Annotated in this window: 23 protein-coding genes; 6 read left to right on the top strand and 17 right to left on the bottom strand. The window is 40.0% G+C overall.

Annotated elements, in window-relative coordinates; translation table 11 throughout:
- Positions 1–89: 89 nt before the first annotated feature.
- Entirely contained in the window at positions 90–770 is a 681-nt protein-coding gene (locus G8782_RS11265) for a metal-dependent hydrolase (RefSeq protein WP_172371155.1), read from the bottom strand.
- A gap of 118 nt (positions 771–888) precedes the next feature.
- On the opposite strand from G8782_RS11265, the gene G8782_RS11260 reads away from it, so the two are divergent.
- Positions 889–1,989, top strand: a complete 1,101-nt coding sequence (locus tag G8782_RS11260) for a M24 family metallopeptidase (RefSeq protein WP_246231643.1) — start codon at positions 889–891, stop codon at positions 1,987–1,989.
- Between the two features lie 267 nt (positions 1,990–2,256).
- Here the strand turns inward: G8782_RS11260 and ald are convergent, their stop codons facing one another.
- Complete coding sequence (gene ald / locus G8782_RS11255; RefSeq protein WP_172371151.1) at positions 2,257–3,375, bottom strand: alanine dehydrogenase; 1,119 nt, start codon at positions 3,373–3,375, stop codon at positions 2,257–2,259.
- 233 nt (positions 3,376–3,608) lie between these two features.
- On the opposite strand from ald, the gene G8782_RS11250 reads away from it, so the two are divergent.
- Complete coding sequence (locus G8782_RS11250) at positions 3,609–4,064, top strand: universal stress protein (RefSeq protein WP_172371149.1); 456 nt, start codon at positions 3,609–3,611, stop codon at positions 4,062–4,064.
- Positions 4,065–4,122: 58 nt separating this feature from the next.
- Here G8782_RS11250 and G8782_RS11245 read toward each other — a convergent pair whose 3' ends face one another.
- From G8782_RS11245 to sppA, 5 genes are read right to left on the bottom strand one after another with little or no spacing between them, the layout of a single operon-like run.
- A complete protein-coding gene (locus G8782_RS11245) occupies positions 4,123–5,313 on the bottom strand; it encodes an acetate kinase (protein ID WP_172371147.1) in 1,191 nt (396 codons plus the stop codon).
- Positions 5,314–5,355: 42 nt separating this feature from the next.
- Positions 5,356–6,267, bottom strand: coding sequence for a class I SAM-dependent methyltransferase (locus G8782_RS11240; RefSeq protein ID WP_172371145.1), 912 nt, complete (start codon positions 6,265–6,267; stop codon positions 5,356–5,358).
- 51 nt (positions 6,268–6,318) lie between these two features.
- On the bottom strand, positions 6,319–6,825 hold the full coding sequence (tpx, locus tag G8782_RS11235) for a thiol peroxidase (RefSeq protein ID WP_172371143.1): 507 nt from the start codon (positions 6,823–6,825) through the stop codon (positions 6,319–6,321).
- A 32-nt stretch (positions 6,826–6,857) separates the two neighbouring features.
- Complete coding sequence (locus G8782_RS11230) at positions 6,858–7,454, bottom strand: RDD family protein (RefSeq protein WP_172371141.1); 597 nt, start codon at positions 7,452–7,454, stop codon at positions 6,858–6,860.
- Positions 7,455–7,466: 12 nt separating this feature from the next.
- Positions 7,467–8,474, bottom strand: a complete 1,008-nt coding sequence (sppA, locus tag G8782_RS11225; protein ID WP_172371139.1) for a signal peptide peptidase SppA — start codon at positions 8,472–8,474, stop codon at positions 7,467–7,469.
- 117 nt (positions 8,475–8,591) lie between these two features.
- Between sppA and G8782_RS11220 the strand changes: the two genes are divergently transcribed.
- The gene (locus tag G8782_RS11220) at positions 8,592–9,380 is read left to right on the top strand and encodes an NAD kinase (RefSeq protein WP_172371236.1); all 789 of its coding nucleotides are present in this window, start codon (positions 8,592–8,594) and stop codon (positions 9,378–9,380) included.
- A gap of 14 nt (positions 9,381–9,394) precedes the next feature.
- Here the strand turns inward: G8782_RS11220 and rarD are convergent, their stop codons facing one another.
- From rarD to ezrA, 7 genes are all read right to left on the bottom strand, one after another.
- On the bottom strand, positions 9,395–10,303 hold the full coding sequence (gene rarD / locus G8782_RS11215; RefSeq protein ID WP_172371137.1) for an EamA family transporter RarD: 909 nt from the start codon (positions 10,301–10,303) through the stop codon (positions 9,395–9,397).
- 83 nt (positions 10,304–10,386) lie between these two features.
- On the bottom strand, positions 10,387–11,955 hold the full coding sequence (gene mbcS, locus G8782_RS11210; protein WP_172371135.1) for an acyl-CoA synthetase MbcS: 1,569 nt from the start codon (positions 11,953–11,955) through the stop codon (positions 10,387–10,389).
- Between the two features lie 113 nt (positions 11,956–12,068).
- Positions 12,069–12,281, bottom strand: coding sequence for an alpha/beta-type small acid-soluble spore protein (locus tag G8782_RS11205; protein ID WP_172371133.1), 213 nt, complete (start codon positions 12,279–12,281; stop codon positions 12,069–12,071).
- 115 nt (positions 12,282–12,396) lie between these two features.
- On the bottom strand, positions 12,397–12,609 hold the full coding sequence (locus tag G8782_RS11200) for an alpha/beta-type small acid-soluble spore protein (RefSeq protein ID WP_172371131.1): 213 nt from the start codon (positions 12,607–12,609) through the stop codon (positions 12,397–12,399).
- A 112-nt stretch (positions 12,610–12,721) separates the two neighbouring features.
- Positions 12,722–13,924, bottom strand: a complete 1,203-nt coding sequence (thiI, locus tag G8782_RS11195; RefSeq protein ID WP_172371129.1) for a tRNA uracil 4-sulfurtransferase ThiI — start codon at positions 13,922–13,924, stop codon at positions 12,722–12,724.
- Positions 13,911–15,056 carry a cysteine desulfurase family protein gene (locus tag G8782_RS11190; protein ID WP_172371127.1) on the bottom strand — a complete coding sequence of 382 codons (1,146 nt, stop codon included), beginning with the start codon at positions 15,054–15,056 and terminating at the stop codon, positions 13,911–13,913. The genes thiI and G8782_RS11190 overlap by 14 nt, the downstream gene beginning before the upstream one ends.
- Positions 15,057–15,159: 103 nt before the next feature.
- The gene (ezrA, locus tag G8782_RS11185; RefSeq protein WP_172371125.1) at positions 15,160–16,869 is read right to left on the bottom strand and encodes a septation ring formation regulator EzrA; all 1,710 of its coding nucleotides are present in this window, start codon (positions 16,867–16,869) and stop codon (positions 15,160–15,162) included.
- Between the two features lie 187 nt (positions 16,870–17,056).
- On the opposite strand from ezrA, the gene G8782_RS11180 reads away from it, so the two are divergent.
- Positions 17,057–17,536 (top strand): GAF domain-containing protein, encoded by a 480-nt coding sequence (locus G8782_RS11180; protein WP_172371123.1) that lies wholly within the window; start codon positions 17,057–17,059, stop codon positions 17,534–17,536.
- Between the two features lie 316 nt (positions 17,537–17,852).
- On the opposite strand, the gene megL is transcribed toward G8782_RS11180, so the two are convergent.
- A complete protein-coding gene (gene megL, locus G8782_RS11175) occupies positions 17,853–19,067 on the bottom strand; it encodes a methionine gamma-lyase (protein WP_172371121.1) in 1,215 nt (404 codons plus the stop codon).
- Positions 19,068–19,405: 338 nt separating this feature from the next.
- Between megL and rpsD the strand changes: the two genes are divergently transcribed.
- Positions 19,406–20,011, top strand: a complete 606-nt coding sequence (gene rpsD, locus G8782_RS11170) for a 30S ribosomal protein S4 (RefSeq protein ID WP_172371119.1) — start codon at positions 19,406–19,408, stop codon at positions 20,009–20,011.
- Here rpsD and G8782_RS11165 read toward each other — a convergent pair.
- On the bottom strand, positions 19,996–20,241 hold the full coding sequence (locus G8782_RS11165) for a hypothetical protein (protein ID WP_172371111.1): 246 nt from the start codon (positions 20,239–20,241) through the stop codon (positions 19,996–19,998). The two genes, rpsD and G8782_RS11165, sit on opposite strands and share 16 nt — an antisense overlap.
- Positions 20,242–20,245: 4 nt before the next feature.
- Positions 20,246–20,491: a hypothetical protein gene (locus G8782_RS11160; RefSeq protein ID WP_172371109.1), complete on the bottom strand. Its 246-nt coding sequence runs from the start codon at positions 20,489–20,491 to the stop codon at positions 20,246–20,248.
- Between the two features lie 133 nt (positions 20,492–20,624).
- Between G8782_RS11160 and G8782_RS11155 the strand changes: the two genes are divergently transcribed.
- Positions 20,625–21,059 carry a ferritin-like domain-containing protein gene (locus G8782_RS11155; protein ID WP_172371107.1) on the top strand — a complete coding sequence of 145 codons (435 nt, stop codon included), beginning with the start codon at positions 20,625–20,627 and terminating at the stop codon, positions 21,057–21,059.
- The last annotated feature ends 13 nt before the right edge of the window (positions 21,060–21,072 follow it).

The raw sequence follows: 21,072 nt of genomic DNA, 5'->3' as shown, positions 1-21,072 counted from the left end.
CTTTTCTCTGGTGTTAACTACTGTCTATTCTACCACAAAATTTAATAAAAACGATCCGGCCACTTTAAATTAAGGGCCGGACCGTAAAACTAACATTCTAATATGTCGCCCGCTGTCATTATTTTCACTTCATGCCTAATGACGAGCGCTTTAAAGACTTCAGGGTCTTGTTCAATTGGCGGAAATGTATTGTAATGAACTGGAATTGTCAGTTTTGGATTTAATAGCTTGACCGCATATGCCGCATCTTCTGGGCCCATCGTAAAATTATCGCCAATTGGCAGAAATGCAACATCGATAGGATTCCGTCTTCCGATTAGCTCCATATCTCCAAAAACTGCCGTGTCCCCGGCGTGATAAATTGTTTTTCCTTCAGCTGTGAATAAAATCCCCGCAGGCATGCCCGTGTAAATGAACTCATTTTCTTCTGTTTGGTATGACGAACTATGGAAAGCTTGCGTGAATTTCACTGTACCAAATTCGAACTCATTTGCTCCGCCCAAATTCATGCCATGCGTCCGAACGCCTTGCAAGCCTAAGTAAATTGCTAACTCATTCGGTGCCACGACAAGCGCATCGCTCGCTTTCGCAATTTCTACGGTGTCGCCTACGTGATCATTATGACCGTGAGTGAGCAAAATGACATCGGGTCTCTCATTCTCTACAACGAGATCCGTTAACTTATTGCCATTAATGAATGGGTCGATTAAAATCGTGAAATCGCCCGTTTTAATTTTGACAACTGAATGACCATGATATGAAATTTTCATTTAAATTCCCTCCATTTAATAATAACGAAATAAATTGCTCCACTCTCTTACTTCTATAGATTGTCGTAAACACCTCTTTTTTGGTATGATTATGATAGAACCTAAGGAGGCTACGACTTTGACTAACGTAACAGAAATTCAAAAGTTTTTACAAGAAAAAAATATCGATGCGGCATTTATTACGACACCTGATAATGTTTTTTACATATCCGGATTTGCGAGCAATCCGCATGAACGACTACTTGGCGTCATGCTATTCAAAGACGCCGACCCGTTTCTCATATGCCCATTAATGGAAGTTCCCGATGTGAAAGCAACTGGCTGGCCGCATGAAGTTGTCGGACATGTTGATACGGAGGATGCTTGGGATGTTGTGTTAAAAGCGGTTGAGCAGCGCGGCATGACCCCTGCATCTGTCGCTATCGAGAAATCTCATTTGACTGTTGAACGATTGGAGCGCATGGCGGAATTATTCAAAGATGCTACATTCCACCGACTCGATGAAAAATTAAACAGCATGAGAGTCATTAAAAATGATGAAGAACTCGCCAACTTGCGTATTGCCGCTGAACTTGCCGACTATGCTGTCGAAGTCGGCTGCCGTGAAATTGCAGAAGGTAAAACAGAGCTCGAAATTCTCATGGCGATTGAATTTGAAATGAAGAAAAAAGGCGTTCAAAAAATGTCCTTTGAGACAATGGTGCTTTCTGGTCCAAAGACCGCCTCTCCGCACGGGGTTCCTGGAGATCGTAAAATCCAGCAAGGCGATTTCATATTGTTTGATCTCGGCGTTGTTTACAACGGCTATTGTTCCGACATCACGAGAACTGTCGCATTCGGAGAACCGACTGAGGCGAAGCGGGAAATTTATGAAACAGTCAAAAAAGCAGAACAAGCAGCTGTGGATTTGGTTCGACCTGGCGTTAAAGCAAAAGAAATCGATGAAGCGGCGCGAAATATTATCGATGATGCCGGATTTGGCGAGTATTTCACACATCGAATCGGACACGGCCTCGGCATTTCCGTTCATGAATACCCTTCTATTACAGGTACAAATGAAATGGAGTTAGAAGAAGGCATGGTCTTCACCATCGAACCTGGAATCTATAAATCGGATGTTACAGGCGTTCGAATTGAAGATGACGTCGTTGTAACAGCAGACGGAGTCGAAGTTCTCACGAAGTTTCCAAAAGAACTTCAAATTATTGAACCGAAGTAATCTGTACAGCTAATAAGTTAAAACCTTACCGGGTACTTGAATGATTTATTGTTCAAGTACTCGGTTTTCACTTGGATACCGTCGATTTCACTTTATGAAATATAATATTTATATCGTTACAACCCCAACTTCTAAGTGTTATCAAATTTTAAAAAACACCAGCGTAGGTGCCTTGCTAGTGGTAGCCATAGCGAATTTAATAGAACATGCTCGATTATCAGTTTATCAAAAAAGGCTGCTCCTTATATTTGTGGGCAGCCTTTGTTTTTATTCGTTTAATAATGATTCAACTGGAACATATTCAAGATCTTGCGCTTCTGCTACTGCTTTATAGGTGACAAATCCATTGTAAGTGTTTATGCCTTTTTGCAGTGCTAGGTTATCAAGGCTAGCTTTCTTGATGCCTTTGTTGGCAATTTGCAGTGCGTATTGAACTGTATTGTTTGTTAATCCAAGGGTCGATGTTCTTGGAACAGCGCCGGGCATATTCGCAACCGCATAATGGACAACTCCGTGTTTGACGTAAGTTGGTTCATCGTGTGTTGTAATCCGGTCGGACGTTTCAAATATACCGCCTTGGTCTATTGCAATGTCAACCAGGACGGAGCCTGGACTCATGGATTTAACCATTTCTTCAGAAACTAATTTTGGCGCTCTGGCGCCTGGGATCAGGACGGCTCCTATTACAAGATCAGCTTCTTTTACAGACTCTGCGATGGTAAAAGGATTGGAAACGAGTGTTTGAATATCGTTACCGAATAATTCCTCTAACTGACGAAGTCGCTCGACTGAGAGGTCAAGAATTGTTACTTGCGCACCCATTCCGACCGCGACTCTTGCTGCAGTCGTGCCTGCCATGCCTCCTCCGATTATGGTTACCTTAGCGCGGGAAACCCCTGGAATTCCTCCAAGAAGGATGCCTTTGCCGCCATTCGTTTTCTGTAAATATTGCGAACCGATTTGTGTTGCCATACGACCAGCGACTTCGCTCATCGGTGCGAGTAGAGGCAGTGAATTATTTGGAAGTTGTACAGTTTCATATGCAATTCCAGTTACTTTTTTCTCAAGTAATTCTTTTGTCAATTCAGCTTCTTGTGCAAGGTGAAAGTATGTAAATATAATTTGCCCCTCTCGGAAATAATCATATTCAACTTTCTTCGGCTCTTTGACTTTCATGATCAAGTCTGCATCCCATGCTTCTTTTGCTGTTGAAACGATTGTTGCACCCGCTTCAGCATAATCCTTGTCCGTAAAGCTTGATCCGAGTCCGGCACCCGTTTCAATAAATACTTCATGACCAGCTGATTTCAATGTATAAGAGCCGGCTGGAGTCATTGCTACGCGGTTTTCATTGTTTAGTATTTCTTTCGGAACTCCAATTCGCATTTCGCATCCTCCTATGAAAATTAACTGACTGTCTTCTTCTATGTTGACAACTGTTTTTATAGTAACAGAAATAATCTTATAATGCTTGTTTCTTGCAAATTCTTTTGCAAATGAGCTAAATCCCTCTGTTTTTCACAAAATTGTCAAATCTTGACGAAAACTTTAATAGATAAAAGGGTTTTATAATTTTTTATAGAAGGTATATATATAATAAGGGAATGGAGGAGTTAGTAATGACATTACAATACAACCAAATCATTGTTGCTGTTGACGGATCTAAAGAATCGGAATGGGCTTTTAAAAAGTCTGTCGGGATTGCTAGCAGAAATAATGCAACGTTAAATTTAGTCAATATCATTGACACACGTTCGTACGCAGCAGTAGAAGCTTATGATCGTTCAATCGCGGAGCGTGCACAAGCTTTTGCGACTGAATTACTCGAAGAATATAAATTAAAAGCTTTAGCCGCCGGACTAGAAAATGTAAACATCCTGGTCGAATATGGATCTCCGAAAACAATGATTTCCAAAGATTTAGCAAAAAAGGTAGATGCAGATTTAATAATTTGCGGCGCAACAGGTCTGAATGCAGTTGAGCGCTTCTTAATCGGTAGCGTTTCCGAAAATATTGTTCGCTCTGCAAAATGTGACGTGCTAGTTATTCGAACACCTGAAGATGAATTAAAATAAAAATAAAACGAGTTGTTCCGTTTTTGGAACAACTCGTTTTCATTTGGATTGATTTGTGTTACAACCCTGCTACGCGCATAGTATCGCGAGCAAGCATTACCTCTTCGTTTGTCGGGATGACTAGTACCTTTACTGGCGAGTATGGATGGCTAATATATACTTCTTCTCCGCGGATATTGTTCAAATCCGGGTCGCAGTATACGCCCATGAATTCCAAGCCTTCGATAACCTTTTCCCGAATTGTATCTGAATTTTCACCGATGCCTGCTGTAAAGATGATTGCATCGACTCCGCCCATTCGTGCTGCATACGAACCGATATATTTGTGTATGCGATCTGCAAAAACATCTAGTGCGAGTTGAGCGCGTTTATTGCCTTTGTTAGCTTCGATTTCGATGTCCCGAAGATCACTTGAGAACCCCGAAATGGCAAGCATACCTGATTCTTTGTTCAATACATTAAGCACATCTTCCACCGATTTACCTGTTTGTTCCATAATATAAGGAATAAGCGCCGGGTCGATATTACCGGAACGCGTACCCATCGTAACTCCCGCAAGCGGCGTGAAACCCATTGACGTATCTAATGATTTCCCGCCTTGAACCGCAGCGATACTTGCCCCGTTTCCTAGGTGACAGGAAATAAGACGCGTCGTTTCGAGTGGGCGATTCAACATTTCAGCCGCTCTTTCAGTCACATATTTATGGCTTGTTCCGTGGAAGCCGTATTTCCGAATCCCATACTTTTCATAGTATTCATATGGCAAAGGATAAAGAAATGAACTTTCAGGCATTGTCTGATGAAAAGCCGTATCAAAAATTGCAACTGCCGGTACCGAAGGCAATGCCTTTTTAAATTCTTTAATACCAACTAGATTGGCCGGATTATGTAACGGCGCTAAATGAGATAATGCATCCAGTTCTGCAAGTATCTCATCAGTAATTAAAACTGAATCGCTAAATACTTCCCCACCGTGAACAACACGGTGCCCCACGCCGTCAATTTCATCAAAAGATTTTACAATCCCTTCTTTGATGAGCATATCTAAAAGTAAGCTTACCGCTTCAGCATGGTTATTAATAGGTTGTTCTGTCTCTGTTTTTCCATGATCTGATTTAAGAGAGAACGTTGAATCAGTCATACCGATTCGTTCAATTTGACCTTTCGCAGTTACTACTTCGGATGGCATATCCAGAAGTTGAAATTTTAACGATGAACTCCCTGCATTGATTGCTAAAATAATCGGCATTAAAACGCCGCCTCCTTTAATGTTACTAAACTTATTCTTGTTTTATCCTTTTTCAGCCCATTCATCAATTTCTTGAAGAAAACGCGCCATCGCCTTTTTATCTGACATAGTAGGTACTTGCGCCAATAAGACGTCCTTCATTGGCCTAGATTCGTGAAATGGCTTTTGGAGAATTAGGATGCTTTTTTCATGGGCAACATTTTTAAACAATGTCGCTGGTAATTGGATGAGTGCGCGAATAATCGCTTTTCGCTTTAAAAATGGATGAAGTTTAGCGGCTTGTTCAGATTCAAATAGGTTCGCAGGAATTACGAAAATGCCGTAGCCTCCAGGTTTTGTATGATTCATGGACTGCTCAATAAACAAATGGTGCGCAAAGGCATGTCCTTTTTCAGCCATAAGCTCATAATTTAAGGCATTATCATCATCTGGATAATAACCGACAGGCAAGTCACTAATTGTAATATCCACTGGATCGATTAGGAGCGGACGTAAAGCATCTTGTACTAAGTATGCGACTTGATGTTCAAGTAATTCAGCAATGATTGCAGAAAGCCTGACAAGCAAATCATCAATTTCTACCGCACTCGCTGAAACACTGTTATCTATAGTGTTCATGACCGAAAAAAGTAAGTTGCCCGTTCCGACTGCAGGATCCAATAATGTGATATTTTCTTTATCTCCCGCAAGTTTACTCGCAATATGTCCAATTAATATTCCAATTGAATCTGGTGTCATTTGATGATGCGGTTGAGCGTTTTCTTTCATGCCTTTTAAAACGGCTAATTGAATACCTCTTCTAATTTCTTCTTTTGACACATTATCTGTCAAGTTAGGTACTTCGCTGGCTTCAATCCATTTGTTGCACGCCTCAACGATTGCTTCTAAATACAGCAAGTCCGCCTTTTCGGCATATTGATCTATAAATGTGAAAATACTTTCTGTGTTCGTCATTTGCTATCCCTCTACTTACAAAACCCACCCGTCTCCGAGTGGGTTCATGAATTATTTTGTAGCGGCTTTTACTGCTTCGAGTGCTTTCTCATAATCCGGATGATCGGTTACTTCTGGAACATACTCAACATAAGTCACTTTATCATTTTTATCAACTACGAAGATTGAACGAGAAAGTAATCTAAGTTCTTCGATTCCAACACCATAAGCTTCGCCAAAGGAAAAATCACGGTGATCAGAAAGCATTTGGAGAGCATCAATTCCCCCTGCTTCGCTCCATCGTTTTTGTGCAAATGGCAGGTCTACTGAAATTGTTAATACACGAACATCTTCTCCAAGTGATGAAGCTTCTTCATTAAATTTTTGTGTTTGTTTTGAACAGACACCAGTATCAATTGAAGGTACAACACTTATTAGCCGTACTTTCCCTTTAGTATCCGCTAAAGTTACCGGATTTAGATCGGTTGACAATACTGTAAAGTCAGGTGCGCTGTCACCGACTTTAACTTCATTTCCAATTAATGTAACAGGATCGTTCTGAAATGTAACTTTTACCATTAATAAACGCCTCCCTTTCTTCACTTATCTTACTAAATGACGGACCCGTCATGCAACTGTTCGCCCCTATTTTTCGTCAAGTAACGTAAATGCTTCTTTTTTTCATAAGCATCTTCATGAACCACATACGTATCTGCAAAGATATCGTGCAATGCCTCTTTTTTAGGAGTAAACGCCACGAGCAAGTAAGGAATGACTAACAGTTTTGATATAAATCTTCCAATCATTTCACGAAAGATGATTGTATTCCAGGTCAGTTGTGAATCTACACTCGACACAACCTTAATCCCCATAATTATTTTTCCGACCGTTTGTTGTAAATACTTTGTCATTAACGAAAAGTATAGCAGTAGAACGATAAGTATCGTCGCTTTATAAGTTGTGAAAAACAAAAATGATGGATTCTCGATGGGTAAATCGAATGCTCTGAAGATCGGTTTTATAAAAATACCGCTTATGGCGTACAGAACTATGATATCAATCGAATAGGCCCAGAACCGTGTCCAAAAACCTGCTAGTTTTTGATGATATTCGATACTTTCTATTTTTATTTCTTTTTCCGGTGCGAACTCATTTAATTGGGCCCCTTCGACAACCGGATTTGTTTCAAACTCGCTTTGTTCCGACATGCCTAGCCCTCCTTATTTTTCACCATATAAATACATCATTCTCGGCGCGTTATAATCAGCCAACAATTTACCAATTAGTTCTGCTTCTAGATTTCCGCCAAAGAATGATTTTGCCTTAAGTCCGAATAATGAACTCCAGCTATCATTTATCGTGTACTCAAAAACAGTTGCTTTTTCAAGATTATGATCTTCTTGCATGGCGGCAATGACATCGCCAGCTTTGCCGTATTCATCCGCTAGCCCGCTTTCAATCGCTTGCCGCCCATTCATAATCCGGCCATCCGCTACTTTTTTAACTTCCGCTGTACTCATGCCGCGGCCATCAGCAATGATTTCTACAAATCGTTCGTATGAGTCATTGATCATTTCTTGAAGCATTTCCCGTTCTTCAACCGTCATTTTACGAGACCCACTCATAATGTCTTTATATGGTCCCGTTTTGATTGTATTGAATTCAATGCCGTACTTCTCAGCGAGACCCGCATAGTTCACGCTTTCCATAATGACGCCGATTGAACCGGTAATCGTTTCACGATTCACAAATATTTTATCTGCAGGAGCTGCTACGTAATAGCCCCCGGAAGCGGCCATTCCGCCCATTGATACATAAACCGGTATCTGGCGATTTTCTTGGATTGTACGAATGGCATCGTAAATTTCTGCTGATTCAACAACACCCCCGCCCGGCGAGTTCACTTTGAGGACCACTCCTTTAATTGAAGGATCTTCATTTATTTCATATAATTGATTCATAAAGAATTGGTGATTGTAACCGTCAAAGAAAAATGGGGATGCGTTTCCGGTATCTTGAATGACGCCATCCAATGAAAGAACGGCGATTTGATCTTTACCGCCTTCCTCAATAATTAGTTGACCATAACCTGCAGAAGATGTTGCGGCCAATTCCTCAAATAGTCCCGCTACATCTTTCGAGAAGATGAACGATAATGTGTTAATGCCGATAGAAACGGCTAAAAGTGCTGATGCGACGATGATTGCAACCCATCGTTTTGTTGTCATTTAAAATTCCTCCCTTATTTATACCTAACCATATACGTGATGGCACGCAAAAATGTTTCATTCATGCTAGAATAATCATAGCTTAATCAAAAGGAGTTGTACAAGGTGACAAATAGAATGAATGCTTATATTTATAGTAAACATGATAAAGACTCACGCAGCAAAAAATCAATGGTGGAAGATGCACTTACAAATGAAGGATTTACAATGACCGATGATTTTAACTCCGCGAACATTATCATAAGTATTGGTGGCGATGGTTCTTTTCTACAAGCTGTACGGAAAACAGGTTTTAGGCAAGACTGTCTTTATGCAGGTATTTCAACTACTGGCAAACATAGTTTGTATTGTGATTTCCATTATAATAATCTGTATGAAATGACACAGGCCATTCGCGATTCAAAGCTTGAAGTAAGACGATATCCGCTGATAGAAGTGACAATTGACGAACACCGTCCATTCTATTGTTTAAATGAATTTAGTATACGTTCAAATATTATTCGGACATTTGTCCTTGATGTCGTTATTGACGATAAACTTTTTGAAACGTTCCTAGGTGACGGCCTAATTATTTCTACTCCAACGGGGAGTCCTGCTTACAATAAATCCGTCAATGGGGCTGTCGTGGATCCGTTGTTGAACTGCTATCAAGTAACTGAACTTGCTTCAGTGAATAATAATAAATATCGCACACTTGGATCACCATTTATTTTAAGCGGTGAACGGAAATTGAAACTGCATGTTCATCAAGATGGTAATGACTTCCCCCTTATGGCCGCAGATAACGAAGCCCTCGGTGTTCGTAAAGTTAAAAACTTAGAAATTGAATTGAGTCCGAAAACAATTAAAACCGTAAAATTAAAAGACAATTCATTTTGGGAAAAAGTACAGCGTATCCATCTATAAGAAAAAGCCGTCATTCATGAACTGACGGCTTTTTTCATCTTCAAAACATCAATTATTTTGGAATATGTGAACAAAATCAATCCTATCCAGATGAAAATAAATGATAGTAAGTCAACTGTTCCGAAGCTTTCTTTATAAATGATCACGCCGAGAAACAGCATCATTGTCGGCGCAATAAATTGCAAAAATCCAACCATGTATAACGGTATTCTTTGTGCGCCTTTCGCAAATAATACAAGAGGCAACGCTGTTGCTACGCCTGTGAAAATTAGTAATGTATTTGTTTTGATGTCTGTATGCAGAAAAACTGCTTGGTGGTCTATGAATAGCCAAATGTAATAACCAATAGCGAGTGGCGTAATAAAAAACGTTTCGATTGTTAGTCCGCGCAATGCATCTAATTTTATTTGTTTTTTCAGCAGACCATAAACAGCGAAACTTATTGCAAGCACGAAAGAAAGCCATGGAAATTGACCGTATGAGAATGTAAGGATTAAAACACCGATCGTCGCGAGGACAAATGCCAGTTTTTGTGCGTGCGTCAGCTTTTCCTTCAAGAAAAAGACCCCAAGTAAAACTGAAATTAATGGGTTTATATAGTAACCAAGGCTTGTTTGAACGAGATAGCCGTTATTGACGGCCCAGATGTAAATGAACCAATTCCCTGAAATGAGGATAGAAGCGAGAAATAGTAACCAAAAATTGAGTTGAGATTTCCAAAGTTTTTTTATATCTTCAAGTAAGTCTCGGCCGTTTTTCAAAAGTAATATGAGCAGTAACGTTGAAATAAAAGCCCAAACAATACGACTGACTAATATCTCCGCACTTGGTACGTTATCAATGTTTTTCCAATACACCGGTAATATACCCCATATTAAATAGGAAGAAATAGCCAATAGGATGCCGTTTTTCTCATTTCCCATTTGACCATCCACCTCGCGTTATTAAGTTCAAGAAAAACTTTTGGGGCATAAGAGATCTTAACAACCCCAAAAGCAAAAAGATTTTATTGTTCTTTTTTGCGTAGTTCTACACGCATGATTTTTCCTGATGCTGTTTTAGGCATTTCATCGATGAATTCGATTTTACGCGGGTATTTATATGGTGCGGTTAGTGATTTTACGTGGTCTTGGATTTCTTTTGCTAAGCCTTCTTCGTTTTTTCTGCTTGGATCGCGGAGGACGATAAAGGCTTTTACTACATTTCCTCGTGTTGGATCAGGACTTGCTACGACAGCGCATTCTTTAACCGCTTTATGTTGTAGCAATGCTTCTTCGACTTCGAATGGTCCTATTGTGTAACCGGAACTAATGATGATGTCGTCTCCGCGGCCTTCAAACCAAAAATAACCATCTTCGTCCATCTTGGCGCGGTCACCGGTTACGTAGTAATCTCCGCGAAATTGCATACTTGTTCTTTCAGGGTCGTTTAAATATTCTTTAAATAATGCCGGTGTCGATACATGGACTGCAATGTCCCCGACTTCGCCTACAGATGCCGGTTTTCCTTGATCATTGATGATTTCCACACGATTTCCTGGTGTCGGTTTACCCATCGAGCCTGCTCTGGCTTCCATTCCGATCATCGTTCCGACGAGTAATGTATTTTCAGTTTGTCCGTAGCCATCTCTCACTTCAAGTGAAAAGTTTTCTTGGAAAGTGTTGACGACTTCTTGGTTTAGCGGTTCACCAGCAGATACAGCGCTTCGTATCGATGATAAATCATGTTCTTTCAGGTTTTCTACAATTGCCATGAAGCGGTATTCAGTGGGTGTGCAGCATAAGACATTTACATTATTTTCTTTAATTAACGTAAAATACGTTTCTGCATCGAACTTGCCGTCGTAAACCAATCCCGTTGCTCCACTGCCAAGCACAGATAGGAACGGAGTCCATATCCACTTTTGCCATCCCGGCGCTGCAGTGGCCCATACAACATCATTTTCTTCAATGCCGAGCCAACTCGCCCCGGTCGTTTTTAAATGAGCGTAAGCCCAAGCATGCGTATGTACAACTCCCTTAGGCGATCCTGTTGTCCCTGAAGTATATGACAGAAACGCCATGTCCGAGCTTTTTGTTTCAGGCTGCTCGAATTCAGTTGAAGCATTTACCAATAAATCAGTTAACGATTTCTCATCGTTTCCTGCTTTTCCAATAACGAAATGTTGAACGCCTTCCATATTTTTCACGTCATTAAATTGACTTGAAAAGGCATCATAGGAAACAATCGCTTTCGCATTACTATGGACCAAACGATAATCAATATCCGAAGGTCTGAGCATTTCAGAACTCGGAATTACAACTAGACCCGCTTTTAGTGCGCCGATGTAGGTAACGTACGCCTCGATTAAACGAGGAACCATTACTAATACTACATCCCCTTTTTTTAGGCCATTCTCCATAAAAACATTTGCTGCTTGATTGGATAAATTCAAGAGCTCTTTATAAGTAATTTCTTTCTTTTCACCTTTTGCGTTTATGTATATTAGTGCCCTCAAACTTTTATTGTTAGCATACTTTTCAAACTCACTAACAAGGTTATATTGTTCGGGTGCAACTAGTTGTTCGCGATTCATAATATTTCCTCCCTTCGTAATACTCTAAGTATACTAAGTGCGGCTGGATATTTCAAAAAAACTTAAAAAAAACCGCCCCGGATAAATTCCGAAACGGCTTTCTTTTAAATCAATTATAGGTTGTTTTGTTGACCGCTCATTTGTGATTGGGCTTGACGGACTAATCGCTTCGTAATTTCTCCGCCGACGGATCCGTTGGCACGCGATGTCGTATCTGGTCCCAGTTGAACACCGAACTCTGATGCGATTTCGTTTTTCATTTGATCGAGTGCCTGTCTGACTCCTGGTACTAAAAGTTGGTTTGAGTTACCACCACTGTTTGGCATGACTAACACCTCCTTGTGAAATATAGAATGCACCGGAATGAAAAAATCATGCAAACTTAAAAAAAATAAAAAACCGCCCCGGAATAAAATTCCGAGACGGCCTTCATTTAATTAATTATTGGTTGTTTTGTTGTCCGCTCATTTGTGATTGGGCTTGACGGACTAATCGCTTAGTAATTTCTCCGCCGACGGATCCGTTGGCACGCGAAGTCGTATCTGCTCCCATTTGAACGCCGAACTCTGAAGCGATTTCGTTTTTCATTTGATCGAGTGCCTGTCTTACTCCTGGAACTAGAAGTTGGTTTGAGTTACCACCGCTGTTTGGCATGACTAACACCTCCTTGTGAAATATAGAATGCACCGGAATGAAAGAATCATGCACAACGTTTTCATGGTAATATATTCATTAGAAAAAACCAACTAGAAAATAGACAAGATGATTATAGAAAGTCAGCAAACTCGTCTTTTTCTTGTCGCGGTAAATTATAAATTTTTCTTTTTTTAATCACTTCTTCAAGAAGTGGTTCAAAATCAACAAAACTTTCGTAGTGTTTAACCCTTTCTAATTTTGGTTTTGTTTTTGGTTTCGCTGGTGTAAAAATTGTGCAACAGTCTTCATAGGGACGAATGGAAATGTCATACGTCCCAATTTTGGTTGCTAAATCGATAATTTCAAGCTTATCGAATGAAATTAAAGGACGCAATACAGGGGTGGACGTCACCGCGTTAATCGCTGTTAAGCTGTCCAGCGTTTGACTCGCCACTTGACCGAGACTTTCTCCCGAAATAATACCAAGAGCATCTGTTTCTACACGCACTCTGTCAGCGATTTGCATCATTATTCTACGAGTGGTCGTCATTAATTCGCCATCTGGAATTTTGCCTACGATCAATTGCTGTAATTCTGTAAAAGGAATTACGTGCAATTTTACAGAAGCGCCGAAAGAACTTAGTTTTTCAGCAAGATCAATCACTTTTTGTTTTGCTAGCTCGCTCGTAAACGGCGGACTCTCAAAATGAATCGCATCGATTGCAACGCCGCGTTTCATCAGTAAGTAACCAGCTACAGGGCTGTCAATTCCGCCTGATAACATTAGAAGTGATTTACCATTTGACCCGACCGGCATTCCGCCAGCACCTGGATAGACCTTCGACGTCAGGAAAGCTCCTTCTAGTCGAATATCTACGAATAATAAAATATCCGGGTTTTTCATCTGCACGGAAAGTTCCGGGAAGTTTCGAAGAACATGCGAACCAATTTTTTGTTGCAATTCATTTGTTACAAAAGGAAACGATTTGTCGGTCCTTCTAATTTCTACTTTGAATGTTTTACCTTCTGTTTCGCCTGAACCTACAACATCTAGCGCCGTTTGCAAAATATCTTCTATAGTTGCCGGACATTTTGCAACTGGACTGAATGATTGGATGCCGAAAACGAATGGCAGTCGTTTTATCGCTTCTTCCATGTCATCCTTGCCATCGGCGTATAGAAACATACGGTCACGCTCAGATTTAATTTCAAAGGAATGTAAATCGCTTAAAGCTGTTTCAATATTCCTTTTTAACTTTCGAACAAAGTAATTTCGATTTCGGCCTTTTAGTGAAAGTTCGCCGTAACGAATTAATAACTCATTCCATTTCATTTGATTTCCCCCTCTGTAAAATGTCAACGAAACTTGAAAATACTTCTTCAAATTTCACAACATCGGATAACTCATTGTTTTCTCCAAAACTAATGCGGATAACGCCTTGTTTATAAGGTTCAGTTAATCCAATTGCTTCGATTACATGTCCAGCTTGCCCGCTTTTTGATGAACAAGCACTAGATGTAGAAACAGTGATGCCGTTTTTTTGAAAATGATTAACAGCGACTTCACCTTTAATTCTAAAAAAAGCAATGGATAATATATGCGGAGCGCTATTTTTTTCGGCAAGTATGATGACATCTTTTGTATCCTTAATATAATTCACCAAACGTTGTCTCCAGTTGGAATATTTTTCAGCCGTATCTTCCTCAGTAATTAGACGCATAGCTAATGCAAGAGCTGCTGCAGCGGGAACAGATACCGTGCCGCTCCGGATTCCAAATTCTTGTCCGCCGCCGTAATTTATCGATTCAGGAAGCAGACCTTTTCGCATAATTAAAGCGCCTGAGCCTTTCAATCCGTGAATTTTATGCGCAGACACCGTAATTGCATCCAGTCCAGCATCAGCAATTGAAATAGGTAATATTCCAATACTTTGAACAGTGTCGCAATGAAAAACAGCACGTGAATGTTGTTTTATAATTTTTGCACATTCTTGAATAGGTTGGATTGTTCCTATTTCATTATTCACATGCATGATGCTTACTATGATAGTATCTTCCCTAAGTTTTTCGGTCAATTCATCCAATGAGATCATGCCTGTTTCATTAACCGATAAATAATCGACATCAAATCCTTCTTTTTCAAGTTGCTTAGCAGCATTCATTATGGAAGGATGTTCAATGGACGTCGTAATGATATGATTTCCCCTAGATTTAAATTTACGCGCAAAACCTAACAGCGCCAAATTATTCGCTTCAGTTCCACCGGACGTAAAAATCACTTCACCTTCCGGCGCCCCGACGATAGACCGGATTTGTTCTCGCGATCTTTCAAGAAGGGTTTCCGCTTCTTTTCCAGCAAGGTGCAATGACGCCGCATTTGCGTAAAACCTTTTATTGACTTTGACAAAAGATGAAAGCACTTCCTCACTCGGAGCCGTTGTCGCGCTATTGTCTAAATAAATCATGAAAAACCATTCCTTATTTTTATTTGCCCTTATTATGGACAGTTATTCGCTTCTATTCGTGACAAAGCCACCTGCACAAATGATAAGTGTGCGGTGGCTGTTTTTACTTCACAACTTCAATTGAACTATTTTCTTGTACGAGTTCTTCAATTCGATTCATTGCGCCTGGTTCAACGTCCTCCACGGCGGTTGCTGCTTCCTCAAGCGCTTTTTCGTAACGGAACTCTCTGAAAGAATTCTCTGCTTCAAGTAGGCGTCTATGTACTTCTTCGTTTGAAGTCCGGTAACGGTTTCCATACTGGATAATCCATTCGACGAGCATCACGTTTTCCAATAGTTCTTCAACTTTTTCACTGACGACATCTACTGACTGTTTAGCATTTTCTAAATAATTATTGACTAAGTTCATATTTAAAGGGACTTCTTCCAAGCTTTGATTGACGATGTAGATTTGCTCTTCGGCTTCTTCTAGTCGCGCGTCCATTTCATCGGGAATTCCTGGAATATTTCCTTTATAAAGCGAACGTTCTACGTCTTGCATTTTTTTTGTTAAACGATTAAGTTCTTTTCGTACACTATTTTCATCAATTCGCAAGCTTTTAATGCGTTCTGCGAAGCTCTCTCTGATTATGGCAATCCGATCAATTTCGGATTCGATAGCCGCTAATTCCTCTTGTAAGCTTGATGCAGCTGAACCCTCATCTTCAATACGGATTGTCACCATTTCAAAACGTTCGTTCAACTTTTCGAGTTGTTCCACCGCTTCAGTCGGAATTTCTGATTCTTCTTCATTTAAACGGTAACTTTGTTGAACTAATGCAGCTTCATCATTAGTAGCCTTAGTTAACTTGATGACGTCTGCCAACTTTTCTGCAATTAGCATATGACGGCCGTCAACAAATTGTTTTGCTGTTACTTCATTTTCAAGCGCATCGTAAAACGATTCGATCCTTTCATTTATTGCATCTATTTCTGTCTGAATGGAATCGATTTTAAGACTTTCTACATCACCAATTAAAGTCTCCAGCTTCTTTTCAATGTCATCGAATTGTTTTGGAAGCTCCAAATGTTGCAAATAATAGGACTGCTCCTCCATTCCTTTCGAACCGTTTCGCAGTTCCCGGATAGCCGCGGGAATTTTGTTTTGAAGTTCCGCAAGCAATGAAGGTATGCGATCTATTAACGAAAAGACATACTCGCCTCTTTCACTCTGCGTGATCACAATTTCGCGTGCTCGTAAATAATTTCCGTTTGCAGTAAGTTCGTCGTATTCGGCGAATTTTGGATTAAATGACTCAAGCTCGGCCTCGAGAGATTTCACCGTCGTTCCATAGGAGTGTTGGTGAGCAAGTACTTTTTTTCGTGCAGCGCGATGTTGCTCTTTCAATAGTTCCATTTCTATGCGGTTCTTCTCTTCGCTACCGACAAGTTCGTTTAACTCAGCGAGAATGTCAGTCATTTTCTTGTCGCAGTACTGGATTTTTTCTTCTATTTCGGCTTCGACTTTAGTTGCTTTACCGAACTGGAATCGATCGACGTAATCTTCGGCATCGAATAATAATGAGTCGATTTCAATCATATGTATATCCATTACTTCGGTCCACTCGTGTCGCCAACGTTCGAACTTCTCTTCTGTTTCGCCTGTCATATTTAACAGCTTTATTTTTGTCATTTCTTCAAAAATGGGTTCATGTTGTATTTGCAGCTTTTTTTCCTCAAGTTTTGCGATTTGACGAATATGTTTACGCCTATATAAGAAGGCGATGATTATGATGATTATAAGTGCGATAATAGGAATAATTAAGTATTTCATCGTCGTCCTCCTGTTCGAAATAACTATACATTTATATTATCCCATATCCTAACACTTTTGAATACTATTTACTCGAAATATGACATAATAAATCTTTTCGAGTCGAAGGAATATGCAGATTTTGTATTTCTCTGTCGATAACTGTATACTCAAGATTGAATAATTATTATGAATAGGGGTGCTTTTTTTGAATTCAACTGTAGAAACGAATAATGCTGTTTCAAAAGAATATACTCAACTTTCCAACCAATTAGATGCACTTCTTTCTGGAGAAAGTAATTTATATGCAAATTTGAGTAACGCTTCCGCATTATTAAATCAATTTTTCGATCGTATTAACTGGGTTGGTTTTTATTTAATGGAAGACGGGGAACTTGTTCTCGGACCTTTCCAAGGGCTTCCAGCATGTGTGCGCATTACGGTTGGAAAAGGCGTGTGCGGAACATCTGTTGAAAGAAGAGAATCGATTGTTGTACCAGATGTACATGCTTTCCCGGGTCATATCGTATGCGATGCAGCTTCACGCTCGGAAATTGTTGTTCCGATTATTAAAGATGATGTCGTATTGGGCGTGCTTGATATCGATAGTCCGGAATTAAACCGTTTTTCTGAAGCAGATCGTGTGGGGCTAGAACTTGTTGTTTCGACGTTGGTAAAGCATATTTAAATATAACTTTAGCGAGTACTTGAATGTTCTATTCAGGTACTCGTTCTTTATTTAGAACGTTGATTTCCGTTGCGGGCTACGCTTTCCATGGGGCGGGCGGTGAGCCTCCTCAGTCGCTTGCGCTCCCTGCGGGGTCTCACCTGTCCCGCTAATCCCATAGGAGTCTTCGCCCTCCACTTCAATCAACTCATTTCTTTAAATAAAAAAAGTTATTAAGTACTGTTTTCTGTATTCCATTTCGCAAGTGGGTAAATATAAAAAAAGTAAGTGGAGGTTTATAGAAATTCCACTTACCTTTAATTCTTTGATAGTTTTGTTATATGTTTGTATTTACTTCAGTCACTTTCATCTTTTCAAATGCGCCTGCTAAGTCTGCGAGTAAATCGTCTGCGTTTTCAAGGCCAACGGAAAGGCGTATTAATGAATCTGTGATTCCCATGGCTAAACGTTTTTCTTCGGGCACTACGGAATGTGTCATTGTAGCTGGGTGTTGTATGAGCGTTTCTGCATCACCGAGGCTGACGGCGATTTTTATGAGTGATAAGCTGTCCATAAAGTGCTGCGCTTCATCTCGACCGCCTTTGATAGTGAATGAAATGAGTCCGCCGCCCGCTGACATTTGACGTTTTGCAATTTCGTATTGAGGATTATCCTCATCAAATGGGTAAAAGACTTGTTCAACTAACGGATGATTTTTCAAATAAGCGAGAAGCTTTTCGGCATTGGAAGTGTGGCGTTCCATACGTACAGGCAACGTTTTTAATCCGCGGATTAAAAGCCATGCATCGAACGGAGATATAATGCCGCCGTAATCTTTTTGAGCGCTCATGCGAATTTTGTCCATTTCATCTTTGTCGTTCCCCACGAGCAATCCCGCAATTACATCCCCGTGTCCGTTAATATATTTTGTTGCACTGTGTAAGACGAAATCCACCCCGATTGTTAATGGGTTTTGTAAATAAGGCGATGAAAATGTATTATCGACAACGACCTTTAACCCGTGGCGTTTTGCGACATTCACAACTGCATGGAGATCAACGAGTTCCATCGTTGGATTGATCGGCGTTTCGACATAAATGCAAACCGTTTCTGGTTTTATCGCTTTCTCAATTTCTTCTTCTGTCCCCATCCGGATTAAATCATGCGTGATGTTATACTTCTCTTCCATTATAGATAACAATCCAAAAGTACATCCGTAAATACCGCGCGTGCAAAGTATATGATCGCCCGACTTTGTTAAATGGACGAGAACGGTACTGACCGCCGCCATTCCAGAACCGAATGCGAGTGCTCCTTTACCGTTTTCGAGCATTTTCATTCTTTCTTCAAGAACATGCACGGTCGGGTTTCCTAGACGAGAATAAATCGGTCCAGCTTCTTCGCCCGAAAAACGAAGTTCACCTTGTTTTGCCGATTCAAACGAAAAAGTTGAAGTTTGATAGATTGGCGTTGTTAAACTTCCGTGATGCGCTTTATCGTCATAACCTTCATGAATTACTAGTGTGTCTTTGTGCAGTTTATTTCCCCTCATTATTTACACCCCTTCTTCACTTGAAAGTTCTTTACATGTCAATTATACTATACCCCTCTTTCATTGAAAGGAAAAGAAATTATGAGCGATGAATAAAATGAATTTGTAAGAACAAAAGAGCTTGACTCTATGCCAGCATCTTGTTATGATAGTCGTTGTGTAAAATATTTGCAGCAGTTATGTGTTTCGATCTGTTCAGTCTATTCCTTTTAAGAGGTGCATCGCGTAACCTTCAGGCTGCGAAGGCGAAGTTGCAAGATAATAGAATGGCAATCGAATTGAACATATCTGGTCTTATTTTACAACAAAATAAAACCAAATTAGAGGAGGAGTCTACTATGGCTCGCTATACAGGTCCAGCTTGGAAATTATCTCGCCGTCTTGGCATTTCACTTTCAGGCACAGGAAAAGAAATTGAAAAACGTCCTTACGCACCAGGACAACACGGTCCTACTCAACGTGTTAAACTTTCCGAATACGGAATGCAGTTACAAGAAAAACAAAAACTTCGTTTCATGTTTGGTGTAAACGAACGTCAATTTAGAACACTATTCAATAAAGCTGGTAAAATGCCAGGTAAACACGGTGAAAACTTCATGATTCTTCTTGAAACTCGCCTTGATAACCTAGTATACCGCATGGGTCTTGCACGCACACGTCGTGCATCACGCCAACTTGTTAACCACGGCCACATTTTGGTTGATGGAAAACGCGTTGACATCCCATCATTCAGCGTTAAACCAGGTCAACAAATTTCTCTTCGCGAGAAATCTCAAAACCTTGATGTTGTTAATGAAGCACTAGAAGTGAACAACTTCGTTCCTGAATATGTTTCATTCGACAAAGACACTAAAGTTGGTACATTCGTTCGCATGCCTGAGCGCAGTGAACTAGCAGCAGAAATTAACGAAGCACTTATCGTTGAATTCTACAGCAGAAAATAATATTCAAAAAAAGAGTCCTTTATGGGCTCTTTTTTTTGGTTAAAATTGTTGCAGATTGAAGGTCCTATTTTACGGATTTGCGTGTCAAACGCGCGGATATGCTGCTCAAAGTGTCGGATATGAGCGCAAAACTGTCGGAAATCCACTCCCAACATACGGATATACCGATGCACGCCCCCTCTTTCTCTAGTTTTGTCTCCAAACAAGGAGGAGCATTCTGTTTTACTCATTGTTCTACCCCCTATTTTTGGACCTGAATTCAGAAACTTTATAATCAATGAATACTCCAACGAATCCTATCGGTATACCGCCTGCGGACGTTGAGAGCAAAATAACAAATAAATTTATTTCCTCTATTTTTTTGTACAAAATGAAAAAGACTAAGGCAATTCCGATTGCCATGAATATTACCGTAAAATAATATGTAATTTGGATGCTCTCTTTTATCTCTTGTTCCTCTCTTGCCAACCTTTCAGTCATATCACGCCCTCGATTCTTGGAACGATAGTAATTTATATCATTATTTACTTATCGTCATTGTTTCAATCAATTTTCCGTATAACTTTCAAAAGTTAGTTAAATATACGACTATACTCATTAAGGAGTTTTTACAATGAAAAATAAAGTAATCAAAGAATTAAATACTTTCTTAGAAGGTAATTTTATGGCAATTCATGCTTATGAAAATTACATTCGCCACATCGAGGACATCGAAATAAAACAGGTTCTTCAAAAGATTCAACAAGATCATAAACAACATGCAATGATGATAGCAGAAAGAATCCAAAATCTCGACGGTATGCCTGTTGATGATGTAGGCATGATGGGAAATTTCGCAGAATTTATTAACAAGATAAAAGGCTCTACTAAAGGTTCCGCTCACATTTTGAAAGATGCTCTTGCCGGTGAACATAGAGGCATTGAAAAATCCAAAGAACTTCTTGACGGTGATTTAGATCCCGAAAGTCTAACACTCGTTAAACATATTTTGGACATAGATCAAAAACATGTTGACCTGCTAGATCGGCTCATCCACTTAGAAACATAATATTAATGACAAA

Origin of the sequence: Sporosarcina jiandibaonis (assembly GCF_013184495.1) — a bacterium.
GTDB lineage: Bacteria > Bacillota > Bacilli > Bacillales_A > Planococcaceae > Sporosarcina > Sporosarcina jiandibaonis.
This window is presented reverse-complemented; position numbering and strand designations above follow the sequence as displayed.

What these genes read in the sequence shown, in the direction of transcription:
- G8782_RS11265 (WP_172371155.1), bottom strand. Translation starts at nt 770, where the DNA reads ATGAAAATTTCATATCATGGTCATTCAGTTGTCAAAATTAAAACGGGC.
- ald (WP_172371151.1), bottom strand. Translation starts at nt 3,375, where the DNA reads ATGCGAATTGGAGTTCCGAAAGAAATACTAAACAATGAAAACCGCGTA.
- G8782_RS11250 (WP_172371149.1), top strand. Translation starts at nt 3,609, where the DNA reads ATGACATTACAATACAACCAAATCATTGTTGCTGTTGACGGATCTAAA.
- G8782_RS11245 (WP_172371147.1), bottom strand. Translation starts at nt 5,313, where the DNA reads ATGCCGATTATTTTAGCAATCAATGCAGGGAGTTCATCGTTAAAATTT.
- G8782_RS11240 (WP_172371145.1), bottom strand. Translation starts at nt 6,267, where the DNA reads ATGACGAACACAGAAAGTATTTTCACATTTATAGATCAATATGCCGAA.
- tpx (WP_172371143.1), bottom strand. Translation starts at nt 6,825, where the DNA reads ATGGTAAAAGTTACATTTCAGAACGATCCTGTTACATTAATTGGAAAT.
- G8782_RS11230 (WP_172371141.1), bottom strand. Translation starts at nt 7,454, where the DNA reads ATGTCGGAACAAAGCGAGTTTGAAACAAATCCGGTTGTCGAAGGGGCC.
- sppA (WP_172371139.1), bottom strand. Translation starts at nt 8,474, where the DNA reads ATGACAACAAAACGATGGGTTGCAATCATCGTCGCATCAGCACTTTTA.
- G8782_RS11220 (WP_172371236.1), top strand. Translation starts at nt 8,592, where the DNA reads ATGAATGCTTATATTTATAGTAAACATGATAAAGACTCACGCAGCAAA.
- rarD (WP_172371137.1), bottom strand. Translation starts at nt 10,303, where the DNA reads ATGGGAAATGAGAAAAACGGCATCCTATTGGCTATTTCTTCCTATTTA.
- mbcS (WP_172371135.1), bottom strand. Translation starts at nt 11,955, where the DNA reads ATGAATCGCGAACAACTAGTTGCACCCGAACAATATAACCTTGTTAGT.
- G8782_RS11205 (WP_172371133.1), bottom strand. Translation starts at nt 12,281, where the DNA reads ATGCCAAACAGTGGTGGTAACTCAAACCAACTTTTAGTACCAGGAGTC.
- G8782_RS11200 (WP_172371131.1), bottom strand. Translation starts at nt 12,609, where the DNA reads ATGCCAAACAGCGGTGGTAACTCAAACCAACTTCTAGTTCCAGGAGTA.
- thiI (WP_172371129.1), bottom strand. Translation starts at nt 13,924, where the DNA reads ATGAAATGGAATGAGTTATTAATTCGTTACGGCGAACTTTCACTAAAA.
- G8782_RS11190 (WP_172371127.1), bottom strand. Translation starts at nt 15,056, where the DNA reads ATGATTTATTTAGACAATAGCGCGACAACGGCTCCGAGTGAGGAAGTG.
- ezrA (WP_172371125.1), bottom strand. Translation starts at nt 16,869, where the DNA reads ATGAAATACTTAATTATTCCTATTATCGCACTTATAATCATCATAATC.
- megL (WP_172371121.1), bottom strand. Translation starts at nt 19,067, where the DNA reads ATGAGGGGAAATAAACTGCACAAAGACACACTAGTAATTCATGAAGGT.
- rpsD (WP_172371119.1), top strand. Translation starts at nt 19,406, where the DNA reads ATGGCTCGCTATACAGGTCCAGCTTGGAAATTATCTCGCCGTCTTGGC.
- G8782_RS11165 (WP_172371111.1), bottom strand. Translation starts at nt 20,241, where the DNA reads ATGAGTAAAACAGAATGCTCCTCCTTGTTTGGAGACAAAACTAGAGAA.
- G8782_RS11160 (WP_172371109.1), bottom strand. Translation starts at nt 20,491, where the DNA reads ATGACTGAAAGGTTGGCAAGAGAGGAACAAGAGATAAAAGAGAGCATC.
- G8782_RS11155 (WP_172371107.1), top strand. Translation starts at nt 20,625, where the DNA reads ATGAAAAATAAAGTAATCAAAGAATTAAATACTTTCTTAGAAGGTAAT.